Below are 16,977 nucleotides of genomic sequence, written 5' to 3'. Positions count from 1 at the left end.
GGCTGGTCGTGTTAAAATCGCCGTCAGATTTTTATTTGTCAGCCCAATGGTGTTAGGTAAAGCAAGTATATGGCCAAGATTTCCCGCAGTGTATTAGTGCGCTTTAGTGCGATGCAGATGTATGAGCTAGTAAATGATGTTGAGTCTTACAAAGAGTTTCTACCTGGCTGCGTTGGTGGCAAAGTCCTTGAATTTGACGGTCAGACCATGGTTGCCTCGGTCGATGTTTCTAAGGCGGGGATCAGTAAAACCTTTACTACTCGAAATCAGGTCATCCCCGGTGAACGCATTGAGTTAGCGTTAGAAAACGGTCCATTTAAACATTTAAACGGCTGCTGGGTGTTTACGGCATTAACTGAAGATGCCTGTAAAGTCGATTTTGAGCTCAATTTTGAGTTTTCTAATCCCATGGTTGATATGGCATTTGGCAAGGTGTTTAAAGAACTCATGTCATCTATGGTCACGGCTTTTACTAGCCGAGCAAAAGTCGTTTATCAATCTTAGTTTACTGAAGGAAGTTGAGTCGCGATGATAGAACAAGAGAATTTTGCGGTTGAAGTGATCTATGCACTGCCGACACAACAGAAGCGTATTACGGTAACGGTCGCTCCTGGCACTACGTGTATTGAAGCGGTTAAACAAAGTGATATGTGCCGTTTTTTTCCTGAGATAGATCTTGAAAATGTAAAGCTGGGGATTTTTAGTCGTGCTGTTAAGCATGATGAGGTGCTAGAGCCTGGGCAGCGGGTGGAGATTTATCGTCCGTTAATTGCCGACCCTAAAGATGTGCGCCGTAAGCGTGCTGAAAAAGCTAAAGATGAGGGCCGCGCCAATAAAATTACTGGTGGTCGGGTAAGATAGCCAAATTCGTTTGGTGGAAGGCAATAAAAAAGGTTCTTACGCTGATGCGATAAGAACCTTTTTTATTAAAGTAAGCGTCACTCATTGCTAAATGAACTTAGTTAAACGAGCATAACTGTGTTATTCAAATTCTTGCTGTTTATTCAGTTCTTGTGTTTTTTGCTCTTCAACTAATGGTTTAGTGTCTGGTCGTTGCTCAGGGTTGAGTGGTACCAAGTCACCTTGTTCGCTGACTAAAGATCTTATTTCTGGTAGAGAGCTTTGCTCTAGTGGCGTCGTAAACTCTGACGATAATTCATAGTCTCCAACCACTTTAGTCAGTTTATCTTGTTCAAAATGCAGCACTAATTCTTTATGAATGATGCTGGCGTCACGGCCACTTTTGTAATGGTAGACATAGTACCAAGTGTCGTCTGCGAAACTATCGCGCAGTACGGGGCGACCCAAAATATACTCAACTTGCTCTTTGGTCATTTCGATACGGAGTTTTTCGACCTGCTGGGTTTCCATATAGTTGCCTTGAGGCACATCAGGTTTATAAACCAACCAATCGAAGACACTACATGCACTGAGTGAAAGTGACAATGCGGCGACACCGATTAGAGTAATGCTATGTTTTTTTATTGTCATTGAATGCGCTACTTCCCTAAAAATCTGCCAGTCATAATACCCAAGCTATTACCTTGCTGACAAGCGCTATCGTTATTAATCAGATAAGACGCATGCAGATAAAACAAGCTGTTGTTAGAAAATGCTCTATCGTAATAGCCAGAGTTGAATGTTGGGTCTGACAGGCATAAAGCGGATAAGTTTCATCATTACGAAGGAGTCTCTATCTAAAACAGGCATCATGTTGACGTTTTGATTTAATCGATTTGTTATCTTATGTTTGCATTGTTAAGGAATGTGGTAAATTAAGTGTGTAGCTTTTGTGGTTGCGTCTAGTAGGCGTATGCTGCATATAACTCGAGCGAGTAGAGTTCGTTATTTGTCTGAACTGAAAGGCCGATGATTAATGTCATGATGGAATTGAAATAGCTATGAAGCCTAATTGTGGTGTCGGTAGTTTAGTGTGTGTGGGTACAGGGCTAAATTTGGCTGGGCAGATCAGCTTGATAAGTAAGAGTTATATTGAGCAGGCCGATGTGGTTTTTTCGCTAGTGCCAGATCATTTTGCACAATATTGGCTTGAGTCGCTTAATGATGATGTGCGTTCCTTACAATGTTTTTATGCTCAAGGCGATGAAGTTAAAAATCGTCGTGATAGTTACCAACAAATGGTTGATGCCATTATTGATGAAGTGTGTGCCAATAAAAAGGTAGTGTGCGCGCTTTATGGCCATCCTGGTGTGTTTGCGTCTGTATCACATATGGCTATTGCTAGTGTTCAACAACTAGGGTTTAGCGCAAAGATGGAGCCGGGTATTTCGGCAGAGGCATGTTTATGGGCTGATATGGGGATTGACCCTGGTGACTCAGGCCACCAGAGCTTTGAGGCGAGTCAATTTATGTTTTATTGCCATACTCCCGATCCGGCGGCGTATTTGCTGCTTTGGCAAATAGGTATTGCTGGTGAGCATACAATGACTCAATTTCATACCAGTGCCGAGAGACTGCAAATATTGGTAGAGCAGCTAAACCAGTGGTATCCGCTTGACCATGAAGTGGTGTTATACGAAGCCCCTAATTTACCGATACAAGTCGCCCGTAAGGAGTATTTAAGATTACAAGATTTACCCAGCGCAGCATTAAGCCCTATAACGACCTTGCTTATCCCCCCCGCGCAAGCGTTAAGGGTGAATCATGCGGTATTGGCTAAATTGGGTATTACTGCCGCAGACTTAGGCTGATATGGGAAAAACTAACGGAATATGTTGAATTAAATAATAAAAATGGAGAGTAATAGATGGCAACAATCAATGATTTTTTTGAAAGGTTATGATCTGACGCTGCGTTGCTAGAGGCTTATCAGCGTGATCCCAAAGGAGTGATGAGAGCCAATGGATTAGATGATGAAGCGATAGACGCCATTATGTCAGGCGACAAAGCAAGAATCGATCGCCTCATTGGGCCTAGTAAGCAAAGCGTGGTATATCAAATAGTGTATGCACCTAAAGATAAAAAATAAATTGAAACGTTATAGCGTATTTCTTGTTGTGCTAACCATGGTCTTGTCGCAGGCCGTGGTCGCCGACGATCTACAAAATATTGATACCTCACTTGATGCACTTGAAACTGCCGTTGCGTCAAGGCCCGCCGATTTTGAAAAGATACAGCAGCAGATTGAGCCCCAATTCGCTGAGCTTTCATCACAGCAACAAGCCCGTTTTTGGGTATTGAATAGTGTTTACCATATTTATCAATCCGATTATCACCGCGCGCTTTCGATGCTAAATCAAGCGGAAGCGTTATTTCCCTCCGACACCATGCTGACGTCGATTTATCTGTACAAGGCCACCGCATTTATTGGTTTAAATGCTTTTTCACAAGCGCTTGATGTTATGGAGACCAACCTTAGCCGGATTGAGTCATTAAATGATGTACAGTTAAAAGTCAGTTCTTATTTGCGCCTTGCAGCATTGTTCCTTGAAATGGAGGCGTGGGAAGAGATAGAAACCTACGCGAATCAGGCGTTACGTCTTAATAACCGTCAAGATCCCAAAAACCACTGTTACGGCTTGTTATATATAGCGGTGGCTAAGTTGAAAAAAGAGCAGCTTGATAGTGCTTATGCGCAGTTCAATGACAGCATGAATTATTGTCGTGATAATAATTTTATTATGATTGAAGCAATGTCTATCAAGGGCTTAGGCGATGTTGAACTTAAGCGGGGAAATATCGAGTCCAGCATTCGCTTTTTAGATCAGGCGCTACAAGCCTATAAACCCTTTCAGTATCAAGTTGAGATTAACCATATTCATTCATTATTGGCGGTCGCCTATCATGATTTAGGCCTGTCGCAGCAAGCTCAATATTATGCTGATCTTGTGATTGCGGCGCCTAACGATGGCATTAACCTTCAATATCAAAAAGACGCTTACAAAGTGTTGGCCGCCTTATCGCAACAAAGAGGTGAGTTTGAGTTAGCGTATGGTTATTTGAATCGCTATCAAGATATCAGCGAAACATTACATAACGAAACTAAAGCTAAGGCTTACGCCTACCAATTAGCTAGGTTTGATAACGTTGAAAAAACACGTGAAATTAAGATGCTCAATCAAGATAGGGCCTTGTATACCGCGCAGCAAAAAGTGATTGAGTTGCAACGATATAAAGAAAGCATGGCGCTGTTAGTTGCACTAGGATGTTCGGTGTTTTTTATTATTTTTGGCACAACCATGTTTGTGCAAAAACGTAAATACAAACGTGTCTCTGAACTTGATCCGTTAACGGGGATATTTAACCGCGGTACCGGGCAAGATTTGGCTGAAGATCTGTTTATTGATGTTATCGCCCGTCAAGGAATGTTTAGTGTGGTGATGTTTGATCTCGACAATTTTAAAGCGATTAATGACACCCTTGGTCATAGTACTGGCGATTGGGCATTAAAAAATGTTGTTGAAGTTGTTCGCCCGCTACTGAAAAACCGCGATCTGTTTGTACGTATGGGCGGGGAGGAGTTCGCGCTATTTTTGCCCGACTATAATGCAGAGGTCGCAATCCACTTTGCAGAGCAGTGCCGTGCGGCAATTGAGTCTATCAATACCAAGCCTCATTCCCGAGAGTTAGTGATCACTGCCAGTTTTGGTGTGACGACCAATATAGAGACTGATTTAAGTCTTGATCCTATGATGAAGCGCGCTGATATCGCTATGTATCAAGCTAAGTCACAAGGCCGTAATGCAGTGGTTGAGTATCAAGATACCATGTCCATGGTGGCTGATATTACTCAAGCGGCCTCATAAGCTTTATTCCTACATAGTTGTATTAATTCACAGATCTCCTTTCTCAGTCCCATTGAGCTTATTAATCTCTCGCAGACCCTCGTGGTGTAATCATATCGATTCCGCTTTCAGTCTATTGTCGACCTTACTGTTTATTCGTTATCGCTCTCTCGACTCGATGTGGAGAGCCGTACTCTACTTTTTTATTTATGGTGTGTTGTGCAGCAAGTCAGCAGCACTAAGCTTAAAAGGAGTTTACAGTTTTAGGTATTGAATCTTAAAAGCTTTGTCGCTGTAGAGGCTAGTAATAGATATTCATACAACTGCAAGTTAACTTCTGTATTGGTGACTAAGGGGGAAGGTTAGTAGCATAAATTTAACCGCATTAGAGCTTTCGTCATGAAGATGTCTTGCTTATCGACACGTCATCCTATGTTATTCCATTAGCCTGCTAGGTAAGTCTGCTTCAAATAACTCGAAATGATAAGTGCTTAACAGAGCATGGAATATAGATAAATTTAAAAATAAATACCGATTAACCAATGTTTTTTGTGATGTTGATCGACAAACGTTGCAGTAATGTTAACTCGCGCTATTTCGTGATGCGATAACCTTTACGTAAACGTAATAATGAAACGGGTGTTTTATTTGTTGTTGATTAATTTTACAGTCATCCATCTGATCTGTATCGGTTTTTGCTAATTACCTTTAACGTTAATCAAAACAGGGTTAACAGAAAGTTAAGGTGGCGGCGTGCACATCATGTGTAATCTTAGTGTTACGCGGTGTAATTAATTAACGTTGTTAATTACAGCTTGGGGGGGGTGGTCAAATTGTCAGACAACTTAAGTTTTTGCTATCCAATATAGCTGAGGTATTTAATTATTACGTTTTAAATTAATATCTTGCCTGTGGTTTTTGGCTTGGTCATACCAATTTTCTGGCCAATGAAAGGTGCTTTGTGATTCATTTTCTGCTCAAGGTGACTGTTGCAAATACAACCTTTTGTTAGTAGGTTTTGTTCAAAAGGTACATGTGTAGTCCATTTGTAACACTCGCACACATTTACAAGATTGCCATGTTAGTGGACGAACGATGTTAATTGTTGTGCACCATTGTTGTGCACCTTAGTTTAACAAAAGCTGCCAATATGACTGACAACAGATATAACCAAATGAAACTAGAGCTTACATAAGATGCTATGCACTCGGGAGATATTAGGATGACTGAACCAGTATTAAATAAAGACCACACGGACACATCCATTCGCATTACGGGTGAAAGTGTCGAAGGACAAGATACGATACTTAATGAAGGTGCGTTAAGTTTACTCGAAGTGTTATGTCGTCAATTTGCCGATGAGGTGCCTAGCTTGTTGGCTGCACGTAAAGCTAAGCAAGCGGTGATTGATGGTGGCAGTTTACCTGACTTTTTGCCTGAAACTCGCGCTATTAGAGACGGCGACTGGCAAATCCGTGGTATTCCTGACGATTTAACCGACCGCCGCGTTGAGATAACCGGCCCGGTTGATCGCAAAATGATTATCAATGCCCTGAATGCTAACGTTAAAGTGTTTATGGCCGATTTTGAAGATTCGCTAGCACCCAGTTGGTCTAAGGTGATTGACGGACAAATCAATTTACGTGATGCGGTGCGCGGAGAGATTGAATTTACCGCTCCAGAAACGGGTAAGCGTTATGCCTTAAAAGACGATCCTGCAGTGCTGGTGTGCCGCGTACGAGGTCTTCACCTTATTGAAAAGCATGTCGAGTTTAACGGTAAGCCTATTCCTGGTTCGCTTTTCGATTTTTGTCTCTATTTTTATCATAACTACCATCAACTATTGGCAAAGGGCAGTGGCCCCTATTTTTACATTCCTAAGCTTGAAAGCCATGTTGAAGCGCGTTGGTGGGCTAAGGTATTTGCCTTTGTCGAAGAACGTTTTTGTTTAACACCGGGCACCATCAAATGTACTTGTTTGATTGAAACTCTGCCTGCAGTGTTCGAAATGGAAGAGATCCTTTATGAGCTGCGCTCAAACATCGTCGCGCTTAACTGTGGTCGTTGGGATTATATCTTTAGCTACATTAAAACCCTTAAAAACCATCCTGATCGTGTATTGCCTGACAGACAAGCCGTCACCATGGATAAGCCATTTTTGAGTGCTTATTCTCGACTCTTAATTAAAACATGTCATAAGCGTGGTGCCTTAGCCATGGGCGGAATGGCGGCATTTATTCCCGCTAAAGATCCGGCGCAAAATGAAGCGGTATTGACCAAAGTGCGTGGTGATAAAGAGCTTGAAGCGCGTAACGGTCACGACGGTACTTGGGTTGCGCATCCTGGCCTTGCCGATACGGCGATGGGTATTTTTAACGAATATATTGGTGAAGATCATGTCAACCAGTTGCATATTACTCGTGATGTGGATGCCCCGATTTTAGCCCGAGATCTGCTATTACCCTGTGACGGTGAGCGAACCGAAGCCGGTATGCGCCTCAATATCCGCATTGCCCTGCAATATATCGAAGCTTGGATCAACGGTAACGGTTGTGTGCCGATTTACGGCTTGATGGAAGATGCGGCCACTGCTGAGATCTCTCGAACCTCTATTTGGCAGTGGATCCAACATAAGCAGAAGTTGTCCAACGGCAAACTAGTGACGAAGGAGTTATTCAAAGAGATGCTCGTAGAGGAATTAGCCAACGTTAAGCTTGAAGTCGGGCCCGATAGGTTTACTCGCGGCAGCTACACTCAAGCAGCTGTACTGTTAGAGGATATCACCACTTCAGATGAGTTGGTCGACTTCTTAACACTACCAGGCTATGAAATTTTAACCCAGGCTGACGAGCTTTAATGATTTAACTTACTAATTTAATTTGAATAAATGGGGTAAATGGTTTACCCCAAATCGCAATATTTAGCGCCTTTGGAATTAAGCAGTATTGATTGGCACTGAATCCTAACATACAAATGGAGATGATTATGACTAAGGCAACTACACAGATTTCACGTCAAGAGCAAATTGATGCGATAAAAAAGGACTGGGCTGAAAATCCTCGCTGGGCAGGCGTTCGTCGTCCTTACACAGCGGAAGAAGTAGTCGCCTTACGCGGATCGATTGTGCCAGAAAATACCCTTGCAACTCGCGGTGCTGCCAAGCTATGGGAATTGGTTAATGGCGGCGCGAAAAAAGGCTATGTTAACTCGTTAGGTGCTTTAACTGGTGGTCAGGCTGTACAACAAGCTAAAGCCGGTATCGAAGCCATTTACCTTTCAGGTTGGCAGGTTGCGGCCGATGCCAACCTTGCGGGCACCATGTACCCTGATCAGTCGTTATACCCCGCTAACTCAGTACCAGCAGTAGTACAACGTATCAATAACTCGTTCCGTCGTGCTGACCAAATTCAGTGGAGCAACGAAATTAACCCTGAAGATGAAGGTTATACTGACTACTTCCTACCGATCGTTGCCGATGCTGAAGCCGGCTTCGGTGGTGTGTTGAATGCTTACGAGCTGATGAAAAATATGATTGATGCGGGTGCGGCCGGCGTTCACTTTGAAGACCAGCTAGCGTCAGTGAAGAAATGTGGCCACATGGGCGGTAAAGTACTAGTACCAACTCAAGAAGCGGTACAGAAACTGGTTTCTGCACGTCTTGCGGCCGATGTAAGCGGCGTTGAAACGCTGGTTATTGCACGTACCGACGCTAATGCGGCAGATCTGCTGACCTCTGATTGCGACCCATACGATGCTGATTTCGTTACTGGTGAGCGTACATCTGAAGGTTTCTACCGCGTGAATGCGGGTATCGAGCAAGCGATTTCGCGTGGTCTGGCTTATGCACCTTATGCCGATCTTATCTGGTGTGAAACCGCTAAGCCCGATCTAGAAGAAGCACGTCGTTTTGCTGAAGCAATCCATGCGCAATACCCAGATCAGTTGCTTGCTTATAACTGCTCACCGTCATTTAACTGGAAGAAAAACTTGGATGACGCCACTATCGCACGTTTTCAACAAGCCTTGTCTGACATGGGCTATAAGTACCAGTTCATCACCTTAGCCGGTATTCATAACATGTGGTACAACATGTTTGATCTTGCTTATGACTACGCTCGTGGCGAAGGCATGAAGCACTATGTTGAAAAAGTACAAGAAGTGGAATTTGCCGCGGCGAAGAAAGGTTATACCTTCGTGGCGCACCAGCAAGAAGTGGGTACTGGTTATTTCGATAAAGTGACCAATGTTATTCAAGGCGGTCAATCTTCAGTCACGGCTCTAACGGGCTCTACCGAAGAAGATCAGTTTTAAGAGTAACCTTTTCGACTTGCTGTAGTTTACAGCGGTTGTTCCTCGCACTGTGTCCTACGTGCAGTGCGGGGGTTTTTATTACCATCCAATTTGGATAGTTAGTTTAGCGTGTTTTGGCGGCCTACCTTGAGTCGCCTTTTTTATGTCCTTAATTCTCACCAATGATGTTGGCTTGTTAACCTTATACTAGGGGGTATGGCTACGCTATAAGGTTTATCATGCTTGCTATTATCCACAGCCCGCGGGATAAAGCGAAAGGCGAAATTGTGATGTGATGCAAAAGTATTCACCCCCGCGTGGATATGTAGCTGTTATGTTGCGATTTTTTGTGTCTATACTTACTTACGACTTTTCGTCGGCTTATGACGCGATGACATTCTTTCCCCCATTAGAGTCGAGTAACCATTGAAGGCAGTTAATCCTGGTAAAGGCACCGATTATTGGATCAAGCGGATCAGTGAGCAAGAGATGCCAGCGCTGTCATCCATGGTTAAATCGTTAGAGACATTAGCCAAAGATGATACCTCCTCCTTAGCCATTTTAGGTCGCAGTGTGATGCACGATAATGCGTTAACTTCGCGCATATTACGGGTGGCGAACAGTGCGATATATAATAAGGGGATCTCCCATGTCACCACGATTAGCCGCGCAGCTGTGGTGTTAGGTTTCGATACTATTCGTAATATCTGTATCACCGCGAAATTACTCAGTAGCCTATTAGATAACAAGGGATTATCTGAACCGGTATACCAACGTCTGTTGCGTTTAATGGCGCGTGCCTTTCAAGCTGCGATGCTGGCTAAAATGATGTTGAGTGAACACGATGAAGAGTTACAGGAGGAGGTGTTTGTTGCCGCGTTGCTCTATCACTTAGGTGAAAGCGCCTTTTGGAGTATGGGAGGGGAGATCACCGAGCGACTCGACGCCGATTTATTAGGCGTTGCGCCAGCATTGCAAGGCGCGCGGGTGCGCGAGCATCTAGGTACTTCATTTAATCAATTGTCGATAGGCATAGCAAGAAGTTGGGGTTTAGGTGATGTATTAGTTAAGTCTTTATCTCAACCCGATGATCGCATGCCAGAGATTAGGGCGATTTTTTTAGCCAATAAGATCAGTGAACAGATGCAGGCTAATCCTATCGATATTGCGCTGCTGAATAAACGCATTAAGCAGGCTGCCGATATGTTGGCTATTGATGTCGATGAATTTAAAGGCCAGATGCGCAGATGTAGTGATGCCACCCAAAAACTAGCCGACAGTTATGGCGCCAAAGTGTTAGTGGATTATTTACCTAGCGCCAAAGTATTAGCGCTACCGATGGCGCAAGGAAGTGCAGCGCATGAGGTGCGACAGCCCAATATCTCAATCCAAATGAGTAAACTACGGCAATTAACCGATTGCGCCATCAGTCGCGCTCACTTTAATGAGGTCATTGGCATTACTTTAGAGGGGATGCTAATGGGGATCGGGCTTGACCGGTGTAGCGTCATGTTGCTATCGCCTAATCGTAAGCGTTTGCAACCGCGTATCGTGTTGGGGGATAACGCCGAGTCGATGAAGCATGACTTACTTATTGAGCTGCAGCCGCGTAAAAGTGTCTTTTCTGACTGTATTGATAGTAAATTGCCGCTGTTTATCGATAATCCTTATGCGGATAAGTGGCGTTTACCTACCACGAGCGAGTTAATTGAGCATACCTCGGCTACGGGGTTTATGTTGGCTCCAGTGATCATCGACAATAAAGTGATTGGTATTTTGTATGCGGATCGGCACAGCTCGGATAGGCCAATTATTCAAGATGACTTTGAGCGTTTTACCCACTTTACCCAACTCACTAACGTGTGTTTGTCGATGTCATTAGGTCGTTAACGTTATTAAGACTGAGCCCCAACTAATGCCAGTTGACGGGGTCGAGATTAAAAAAGTGACTCATCTGCTGATATAGCGCTGGGTGTTGTTGATGAAATTGTTGTGGCTGCTCAAAAAAAGTTTCGGTTGCCACCGCAAAAAACTCGGCGGGGTTAGTCGCGCCGTAATAGTGAAACAGCGAGGGCAGTCGATGTTCTGCTTGATACTGCAAGGTTTCATATTCTGTCCGCATTACCTCAGACCAAGAGGTGTAATCTTGGGGGGAGGCTAAAATAGGTGCACCGTTGGCGTGACCATCCTCTTGGTCTAGCTGGTGGGCGAATTCATGGATCACCACGTTATGGCCATTATCTGGTGAAGCGGCATCGTCTTTTGTGGTATCCCATGACAGAATCACCTTACCAAACTCCCAAGATTCTCCTGATAATATATTTTGCCTATCCCATACAACGCCGTCGCTATTACGCTGTGAGTTGTTAACGACAAAGAGATCTGGATAGACCAATATTTGTTTTAGTTTGGGAAAATAATCAGTTGGTCGATTGAGCAATAACAAGCAGGCTTGCGCTGCAATGGTGACCTTGATCTCGTCGTCAATAACGATACCTTGGCAGCCAACAAATTGTTTTTCTGCAATAAAAATCTTGATGTGTTGTTTAAGTTGTAACTGTAAGTCACTCGGCAAAGCCCGAAAGTAGGGCATACGCCGTTTGAGAATTGCACGCCAATGGCTAGGAAAGGCTTGGGTGTTAATTTGGTGTCGTTTAAATCTGACATACGCTGGCTTGAATGAAATGTAGCCAATGGCCATACCGCTTAGCAGCACGATGAGGAAAATCGCCAGCATTTCAATCTCCTTAATTCAATATAACTAATATTTGGGCGTAATGGCGATTTTCAAGGGGAGATGTGAATTGTATTAATACGTGACGCGTACTTGTCGCCACCACCCCGTCATGGTGTAAATTGTGCTTTGGGCAGCTCTTGCTTAATAGGCATTAATGGCGTGTTAATGGCAAGCAACATGGGGCAATGCATAGACAAAAAAAGCTGGCAGTGTGGATTAACTATTTGGGAAAGTTCACTGCCAGAAAAGGTTGGAAGAAATCGAATGGTTGATTGTTGATGATCTTGTAGAAGCATGGAGCGTTATGCCAATATTGCCAGTGACGATATTGGCATGCCCAGAACAATAAGCACTCAATACTGGATTTTAAGTGTTAAATGGCAGCGACTGTAATCAGTATTAGCCTGACAGTTTAGGTCAATCGACGTTAATCGATAGCTCTTTTTGTCGACGCTCAATGGCACTGAGTGAGTAATGATGCTCAATCAAAAAGCGAATTAATTTAGATTTAGCCATATCACAACCATTGGCTAATTCTGCCAAATGGGCGATAGCGGACTCACTCAAGGTAAAGGTCGCTTTTCGATAGGGCGCCGCCCCTCTAATACGTTCCGGCTGGTTAGCACTTGCGGGCTTTATGGCTTGCACCGGCAAGCCGTTAAAGCCTGTTTCGAGTTCAATCACCTGCGCCATGGTGCGGGCTTGCTCGGGGCGTCCGCTGGCGTAATGATTAGCATCATTAATAAAGTCATTAATCAATGCATCTAACGAAACCTGTTTGGCACGTCGTTGACGATCGCCTTGTTCACACGGCGTAGAGTTTTTCTTGAGATCGGCCAGTCCCATAGTTACCTCTTAGCTTATCCATCTGTTTTTCGGCGAGACGATTACGTATTTCGGTTGCGCTAGCAGCTTGCAACATTTCACAAGCAATACTGCGGATCTCGTCAGCGGCTTTGCCCTTAGGCTGGGTTTCCATTACAGAAAGCCCTGATTCCTCACTGTCATCATAAATATTACGGCTGTAAGTGATCGCATCGAGTACGTTAATGTCGTAAGTTTTGCAAACCTCTTTGGCTTCGATAATGCGGTTAGCCTGATTAGGCAAGCTCGGGCATTGAGTGATCACAAATGAAGCGCGCATATTGGGGTTAATCATCATACAGGTGGCGACGATATCATCCATATGGCTTACTGTTTTAAGGTCGCGGCGTTTCGGTCTGAGAGGCATCAATACATGCGAGGCCACTGACATGCTAGCGCGCAGCGCTAAGTTATCTTGCCCGCCACAATCGACGAGAACATAATCATAGTGTTGTTCGAGGCTGAGTAGGTCGTTGCGAATTTTGCCGTACAGTTGCACGCAATTAATGCCGGCTAAACCACTGTTATTATTTCGCGCTTGGATCCAGTCTGAAGTGGTGCGCTGGGGATCGCAGTCAACCATAATAACTGAGGCGCCACATTCCACTGTAAGAAATACTGCTATATTTTGGGCTAGACAGCTCTTGCCGCTGCCACCTTTTTCACCGCCAATTAAAATGATCATCTTATTCCTCTCGACCGCACTGACTGCCGATACTATTCATTTATCCCGCTTGCGAATTGCTCACACTATGGTGGTTTACCTGAGGTGTTCAACTCGTAAAACTGATGCTGTTAAACAATTTAGGGACTTATACTATATTCGTCAACTGTATGAATTTTGACGCTTTTTTACCTAATGACATCTGTCATAATATTGACCTTAATGAGCAAGTGGCAAAAAGTTGGCACCGATGATGTTATAGAGTCGTTTTAAAATAAAGTGTTTATTAACAGTGCGTTACATTGTTATGGTGTTGAAATAGTGTTAGTAAGCCAAACTAAGCATGTCAGCTAGATGTGCAATTGCCTTGATTGTTATGCAATATTGTTTTGTTTTTGAATTTTTAATTCCAATTTAATATATCTATTGTGGGTAAAATATGAGCGGGGGATGACGCATTATCTGTCGCTAGGCAGATAATGCGCTTTATGTTCCAATGGTTGTTATGCACGATTAGACCAGAGAGTATCAATTAATGGATGACAAGCTATTGCTTGAGGCAATCAATCAAACCATGCCGTTTGGTAAGTATGCTGGACGTAAACTACTTGAATTGCCCGAACCCTATCTAGTGTGGTTTCACAGCAAAGGCTTTCCTGAAGGTAAGTTAGGCCAGCAGTTGGCATTGATGTATGAGATCAAACTCAATGGGTTAGAGGGAATGTTAGCTCCGTTATTAGTTCCCAAACAGTAAAGCTAATATTGGGGAATGAGAGCTTGCTCTAAAACTTTAGTATTGTTAGGCAATTTCACTGTATTGCCTAAAGATTTATCACTTAAGCCATGCTTTAATGCTGAGGTGATCTTAAATTAGATAAGGAAATATGATGATAGCTAAATTAGTACGCTTAGTTGCCGTGGCAACTTTGGCTCTGGGTATCTCTAGCGCATGGGCTGCAGGTATCGTACATGAAGGTAAAGTCGTCGACACCATGAATGCCGGTGGTTACACCTATGTACAGATTAAGCAAGCCGATAAAACTTTTTGGGCAGCAGGCCCTCAGGTCGAATTAACCAAAGGTGATGTGGTTGTGGTGCAAGAGCAGATGTGGATGAATGATTTCACCAGCAAAACACTGAATCGCACCTTTGATGAATTACTGTTTGTTGGTCGTATCGACAAAAAGTAATCCCATCGCGCGACTTCTCCTCTTAAATAGCGCCGATATGCGAACTATCGGTGCTATTTTTTTGCCTCAATTTAATGCAAACTAGCCTCACTTTAAGCCTACCTTAATCATCCATGTACAGTGTGATCCCTTATCAGGCGGGGTATGCCTTACAAGTCAGTCGACTTTACCATAATGCGGTGCAACAGATTGCGGAGTGTCATTACAGCGCGGCGCAAAAACAAGCTTGGTCCGCGGCGCCGAGATCGACCTACCATTGGCATAAACGCTTAACGCGATCGGCAGCCTGGTTAATGGTTGATACTGAGCAATGTGTTGGTGAGCAATGGCTTTGTGTTGGGTTTATTAATGTCGAAACCCATTATTATAGCCGCGGTTATATCGACAGCTTATATGTGCTGCCAGAATATCAAGGTAGGGGAATCGCAAGGGCATTGTACCAAGCCGTTGAACAGTGGGCGCTGCAAACGGGCGTTAACCGTTTGAGTGTCGATGCCTCAAGAGTGTCACACGGCCTATTTATGTCCCAAGGCTTTAACTTGCACCACAAGCGTTATCAAGAGAAGTGTGGCCAAGTGTTCCAAGCCTTCTATCTGTCAAAAACGCTGTCGTGATCCTGTATTAAGCTAAGGCCACAAGTGGCTGGTATATTCGATTTGCGGTGTTAATAGTCCGTTCAACCCTTGCTCACGCTCCATAAAGCGAATAAACGCATTAGGCAGGGTTAATTCATCTAAAGGCTGTTGCCACTGCGCCTCAAGCAGAGGATGGTAGCCCTCTTTGCCCGAGGCCGTATAAGTGGATGATACGCCATAATAATAGTCATCAATGTTCACTGGATACCATAGCTTCTGCTCATGCTGGATCCTTAACACTTCGAGTTTGAGGATCCGCTGTCCAATGGCACGGCGGCCATCATAGCAATAGCGCAAACCGTAAGTGTACGGAAAACTACCGGCCCCGGTGCCAGAAATACTGTTATTGGTTGCCGAGTTAATTGCTGACTCAATCGTTTGGAACAAAAACCGCCCTTGAATGCGGTACTGCACCAGCGGTAGAGCGAAGGGCAACAAGCGGCCTAATACATCGGCCATCGTCACCGGCCCTTTATTTAGTGACTGGCGTACGCCGCCCGCGTTGTGCAGCGCAAAGTCGAGTTCAGTATGCAGACGCTTGGTTTCATGATAAATACTTTTACATACCCAAGGGGCGATCTCACTGCCGTGGGGCAGCGCTTTACTGGGTAAGCGGGTGTGAACTAAGTTGCGAGGAATAAAACCCAGCACTTGATGTTCGAGCGCGGTGATCGCTGGGCGATATTGTTGCACAATCACCTTGTGGATCTCATCGTTTTGCTCATCCCACAATACATGAGGATGGGTATCGAGTTGCTGCCACAGCTGCTGATAAACCTCGGGACTGACTTGCTCTTCTGATTCGATCAGTAGGTGTTTATCGAGCATAAAATAGTTACTGCCACTAAGGGCGATAACTTCACCTTGGGCATTAAATTCGATATCACACAGCCCCAGCGTTTCGGCGTATTTGCCGGCATGTAAAATAGGCGTGTTATTGACGCGCTCACCATAGGGCAGGGCGTTAATGCCTAGCTTGGCAAAGTCACCTTGCAGGGTATGCGAGTGACCACCGACGATAAGGCTAATGCCATCAACTGCCGCCGCCAGTTGTTTATCCATGTCCCAGCCTAAATGGCTCAGCACAATGATGTGATTTATTCCTTGGCGATGTAATGCATTAACCGTGTTACGCGTGGTGTCGATAGCGTTAGCAAACAAGGTGTCATCGTCGGGACGTGCGATTACCTTCATTTGATCTAGAGTGATGCCCATGATCGCCATTTGAGTGTCGCCAAGGGGTTTAAGTAAGGTTTTGGCAATCTTCTCTTGATGGATATAGTCAAATAGGCGTGGATGATTTCTCAGCGGTGCCTCTTTATTGGCCTCTTCTTGGCTTAAATCCATGTTGCCAGCCAATAGTGGGAAGTCGATAGCGTCGAGAAAATCTTTTACAGGACCATTGCCCGCATCAATTTCATGGTTGCCCAGCACCATAGCATCTGGGCTCAGTCGCCTTAATAGGTCCGCATTGGCCACACCTTTAAATTGATTAAAATAAAGGGTGCCCTGAAAACTGTCGCCGCCATGGAGAAATAAGAAGGATTGCTGTGAGGCGTGTGCCTGCTTGCGTGCACTATCTATGTGATAGCCAATGCGCGCATAGCCGCCACTGTGGCTATACACTTCATACTGCTTTTGTTGCTCAGTAAGTAAAAATTGCACCCGCGAAGGATCGAAATGTGAATGAGTGTCGTTAATGTGCGCAAGCTTTAGGGTATATCTTATTGTCATGTAGGCCTCTTGTTTCAGAGGCGGATTATAACGCACCAGGCTAAAATGAAAAAGGGAAGCCGAAGCTTCCCTTTAATAATACCGTGTGACGTAACGACTTGGCATTATACCTATTGAT

16 protein-coding genes are annotated in these 16,977 nt (G+C 44.3%); 11 read left to right on the top strand and 5 right to left on the bottom strand.

What is annotated here, in order from left to right; translation table 11 throughout:
* Positions 1 to 69: 69 nt before the first annotated feature.
* A complete protein-coding gene (locus tag AC5YB1_RS14265) occupies positions 70 to 504 on the top strand; it encodes a type II toxin-antitoxin system RatA family toxin (protein ID WP_494519719.1) in 435 nt (144 codons plus the stop codon).
* A gap of 24 nt (positions 505 to 528) precedes the next feature.
* On the top strand, positions 529 to 861 hold the full coding sequence (locus AC5YB1_RS14260) for an RnfH family protein (RefSeq protein ID WP_494519718.1): 333 nt from the start codon (positions 529 to 531) through the stop codon (positions 859 to 861).
* Positions 862 to 981: 120 nt separating this feature from the next.
* On the opposite strand, the gene AC5YB1_RS14255 is transcribed toward AC5YB1_RS14260, so the two are convergent.
* Positions 982 to 1,491 carry an outer membrane protein assembly factor BamE gene (locus AC5YB1_RS14255; protein ID WP_494519717.1) on the bottom strand — a complete coding sequence of 170 codons (510 nt, stop codon included), beginning with the start codon at positions 1,489 to 1,491 and terminating at the stop codon, positions 982 to 984.
* A gap of 410 nt (positions 1,492 to 1,901) precedes the next feature.
* Between AC5YB1_RS14255 and AC5YB1_RS14250 the strand changes: the two genes are divergently transcribed.
* The 6 genes from AC5YB1_RS14250 to AC5YB1_RS14225 all read left to right on the top strand — a co-directional run bounded on the left by AC5YB1_RS14250 (position 1,902) and on the right by AC5YB1_RS14225 (position 10,925).
* On the top strand, positions 1,902 to 2,711 hold the full coding sequence (locus tag AC5YB1_RS14250; protein ID WP_494519716.1) for an SAM-dependent methyltransferase: 810 nt from the start codon (positions 1,902 to 1,904) through the stop codon (positions 2,709 to 2,711).
* A gap of 140 nt (positions 2,712 to 2,851) precedes the next feature.
* Positions 2,852 to 2,989, top strand: a complete 138-nt coding sequence (locus AC5YB1_RS14245) for a hypothetical protein (protein WP_494519715.1) — start codon at positions 2,852 to 2,854, stop codon at positions 2,987 to 2,989.
* Position 2,990: 1 nt separating this feature from the next.
* Positions 2,991 to 4,766 (top strand): GGDEF domain-containing protein, encoded by a 1,776-nt coding sequence (locus tag AC5YB1_RS14240; RefSeq protein ID WP_494519714.1) that lies wholly within the window; start codon positions 2,991 to 2,993, stop codon positions 4,764 to 4,766.
* Between the two features lie 1,201 nt (positions 4,767 to 5,967).
* Positions 5,968 to 7,602 (top strand): malate synthase A, encoded by a 1,635-nt coding sequence (aceB, locus tag AC5YB1_RS14235; RefSeq protein ID WP_494519713.1) that lies wholly within the window; start codon positions 5,968 to 5,970, stop codon positions 7,600 to 7,602.
* A gap of 128 nt (positions 7,603 to 7,730) precedes the next feature.
* Positions 7,731 to 9,056, top strand: coding sequence for an isocitrate lyase (aceA, locus tag AC5YB1_RS14230; RefSeq protein ID WP_494519712.1), 1,326 nt, complete (start codon positions 7,731 to 7,733; stop codon positions 9,054 to 9,056).
* 468 nt (positions 9,057 to 9,524) lie between these two features.
* Entirely contained in the window at positions 9,525 to 10,925 is a 1,401-nt protein-coding gene (locus AC5YB1_RS14225; protein ID WP_494521648.1) for an HDOD domain-containing protein, read from the top strand.
* 22 nt (positions 10,926 to 10,947) lie between these two features.
* On the opposite strand, the gene AC5YB1_RS14220 is transcribed toward AC5YB1_RS14225, so the two are convergent.
* From AC5YB1_RS14220 to AC5YB1_RS14210, 3 genes are all read right to left on the bottom strand, one after another.
* Positions 10,948 to 11,772: a M90 family metallopeptidase gene (locus AC5YB1_RS14220; RefSeq protein WP_494519711.1), complete on the bottom strand. Its 825-nt coding sequence runs from the start codon at positions 11,770 to 11,772 to the stop codon at positions 10,948 to 10,950.
* 417 nt (positions 11,773 to 12,189) lie between these two features.
* On the bottom strand, positions 12,190 to 12,618 hold the full coding sequence (locus AC5YB1_RS14215; protein WP_494519710.1) for a CopG family transcriptional regulator: 429 nt from the start codon (positions 12,616 to 12,618) through the stop codon (positions 12,190 to 12,192).
* A complete protein-coding gene (locus AC5YB1_RS14210) occupies positions 12,578 to 13,321 on the bottom strand; it encodes an AAA family ATPase (RefSeq protein WP_494519709.1) in 744 nt (247 codons plus the stop codon). The genes AC5YB1_RS14215 and AC5YB1_RS14210 overlap by 41 nt, the downstream gene beginning before the upstream one ends.
* A 514-nt stretch (positions 13,322 to 13,835) precedes the next feature.
* Between AC5YB1_RS14210 and AC5YB1_RS14205 the strand changes: the two genes are divergently transcribed.
* From AC5YB1_RS14205 to AC5YB1_RS14195, 3 genes are all read left to right on the top strand, one after another.
* Entirely contained in the window at positions 13,836 to 14,054 is a 219-nt protein-coding gene (locus AC5YB1_RS14205; protein WP_494519708.1) for a DUF3820 family protein, read from the top strand.
* 133 nt (positions 14,055 to 14,187) lie between these two features.
* On the top strand, positions 14,188 to 14,490 hold the full coding sequence (locus AC5YB1_RS14200; protein WP_475516942.1) for an NrfJ: 303 nt from the start codon (positions 14,188 to 14,190) through the stop codon (positions 14,488 to 14,490).
* A gap of 113 nt (positions 14,491 to 14,603) precedes the next feature.
* Positions 14,604 to 15,104 (top strand): GNAT family N-acetyltransferase, encoded by a 501-nt coding sequence (locus AC5YB1_RS14195; protein ID WP_494519707.1) that lies wholly within the window; start codon positions 14,604 to 14,606, stop codon positions 15,102 to 15,104.
* Between the two features lie 12 nt (positions 15,105 to 15,116).
* Here AC5YB1_RS14195 and AC5YB1_RS14190 read toward each other — a convergent pair whose 3' ends face one another.
* Complete coding sequence (locus tag AC5YB1_RS14190) at positions 15,117 to 16,859, bottom strand: bifunctional metallophosphatase/5'-nucleotidase (RefSeq protein ID WP_494519706.1); 1,743 nt, start codon at positions 16,857 to 16,859, stop codon at positions 15,117 to 15,119.
* Positions 16,860 to 16,977 lie beyond the last annotated feature (118 nt).

The sequence above is a fragment of the Shewanella sp. 433 genome (assembly GCF_059338565.1).
The sequence above is the reverse complement of the archived record's forward strand: the minus strand, read 5'-3'. Positions and strand labels throughout refer to the sequence as shown.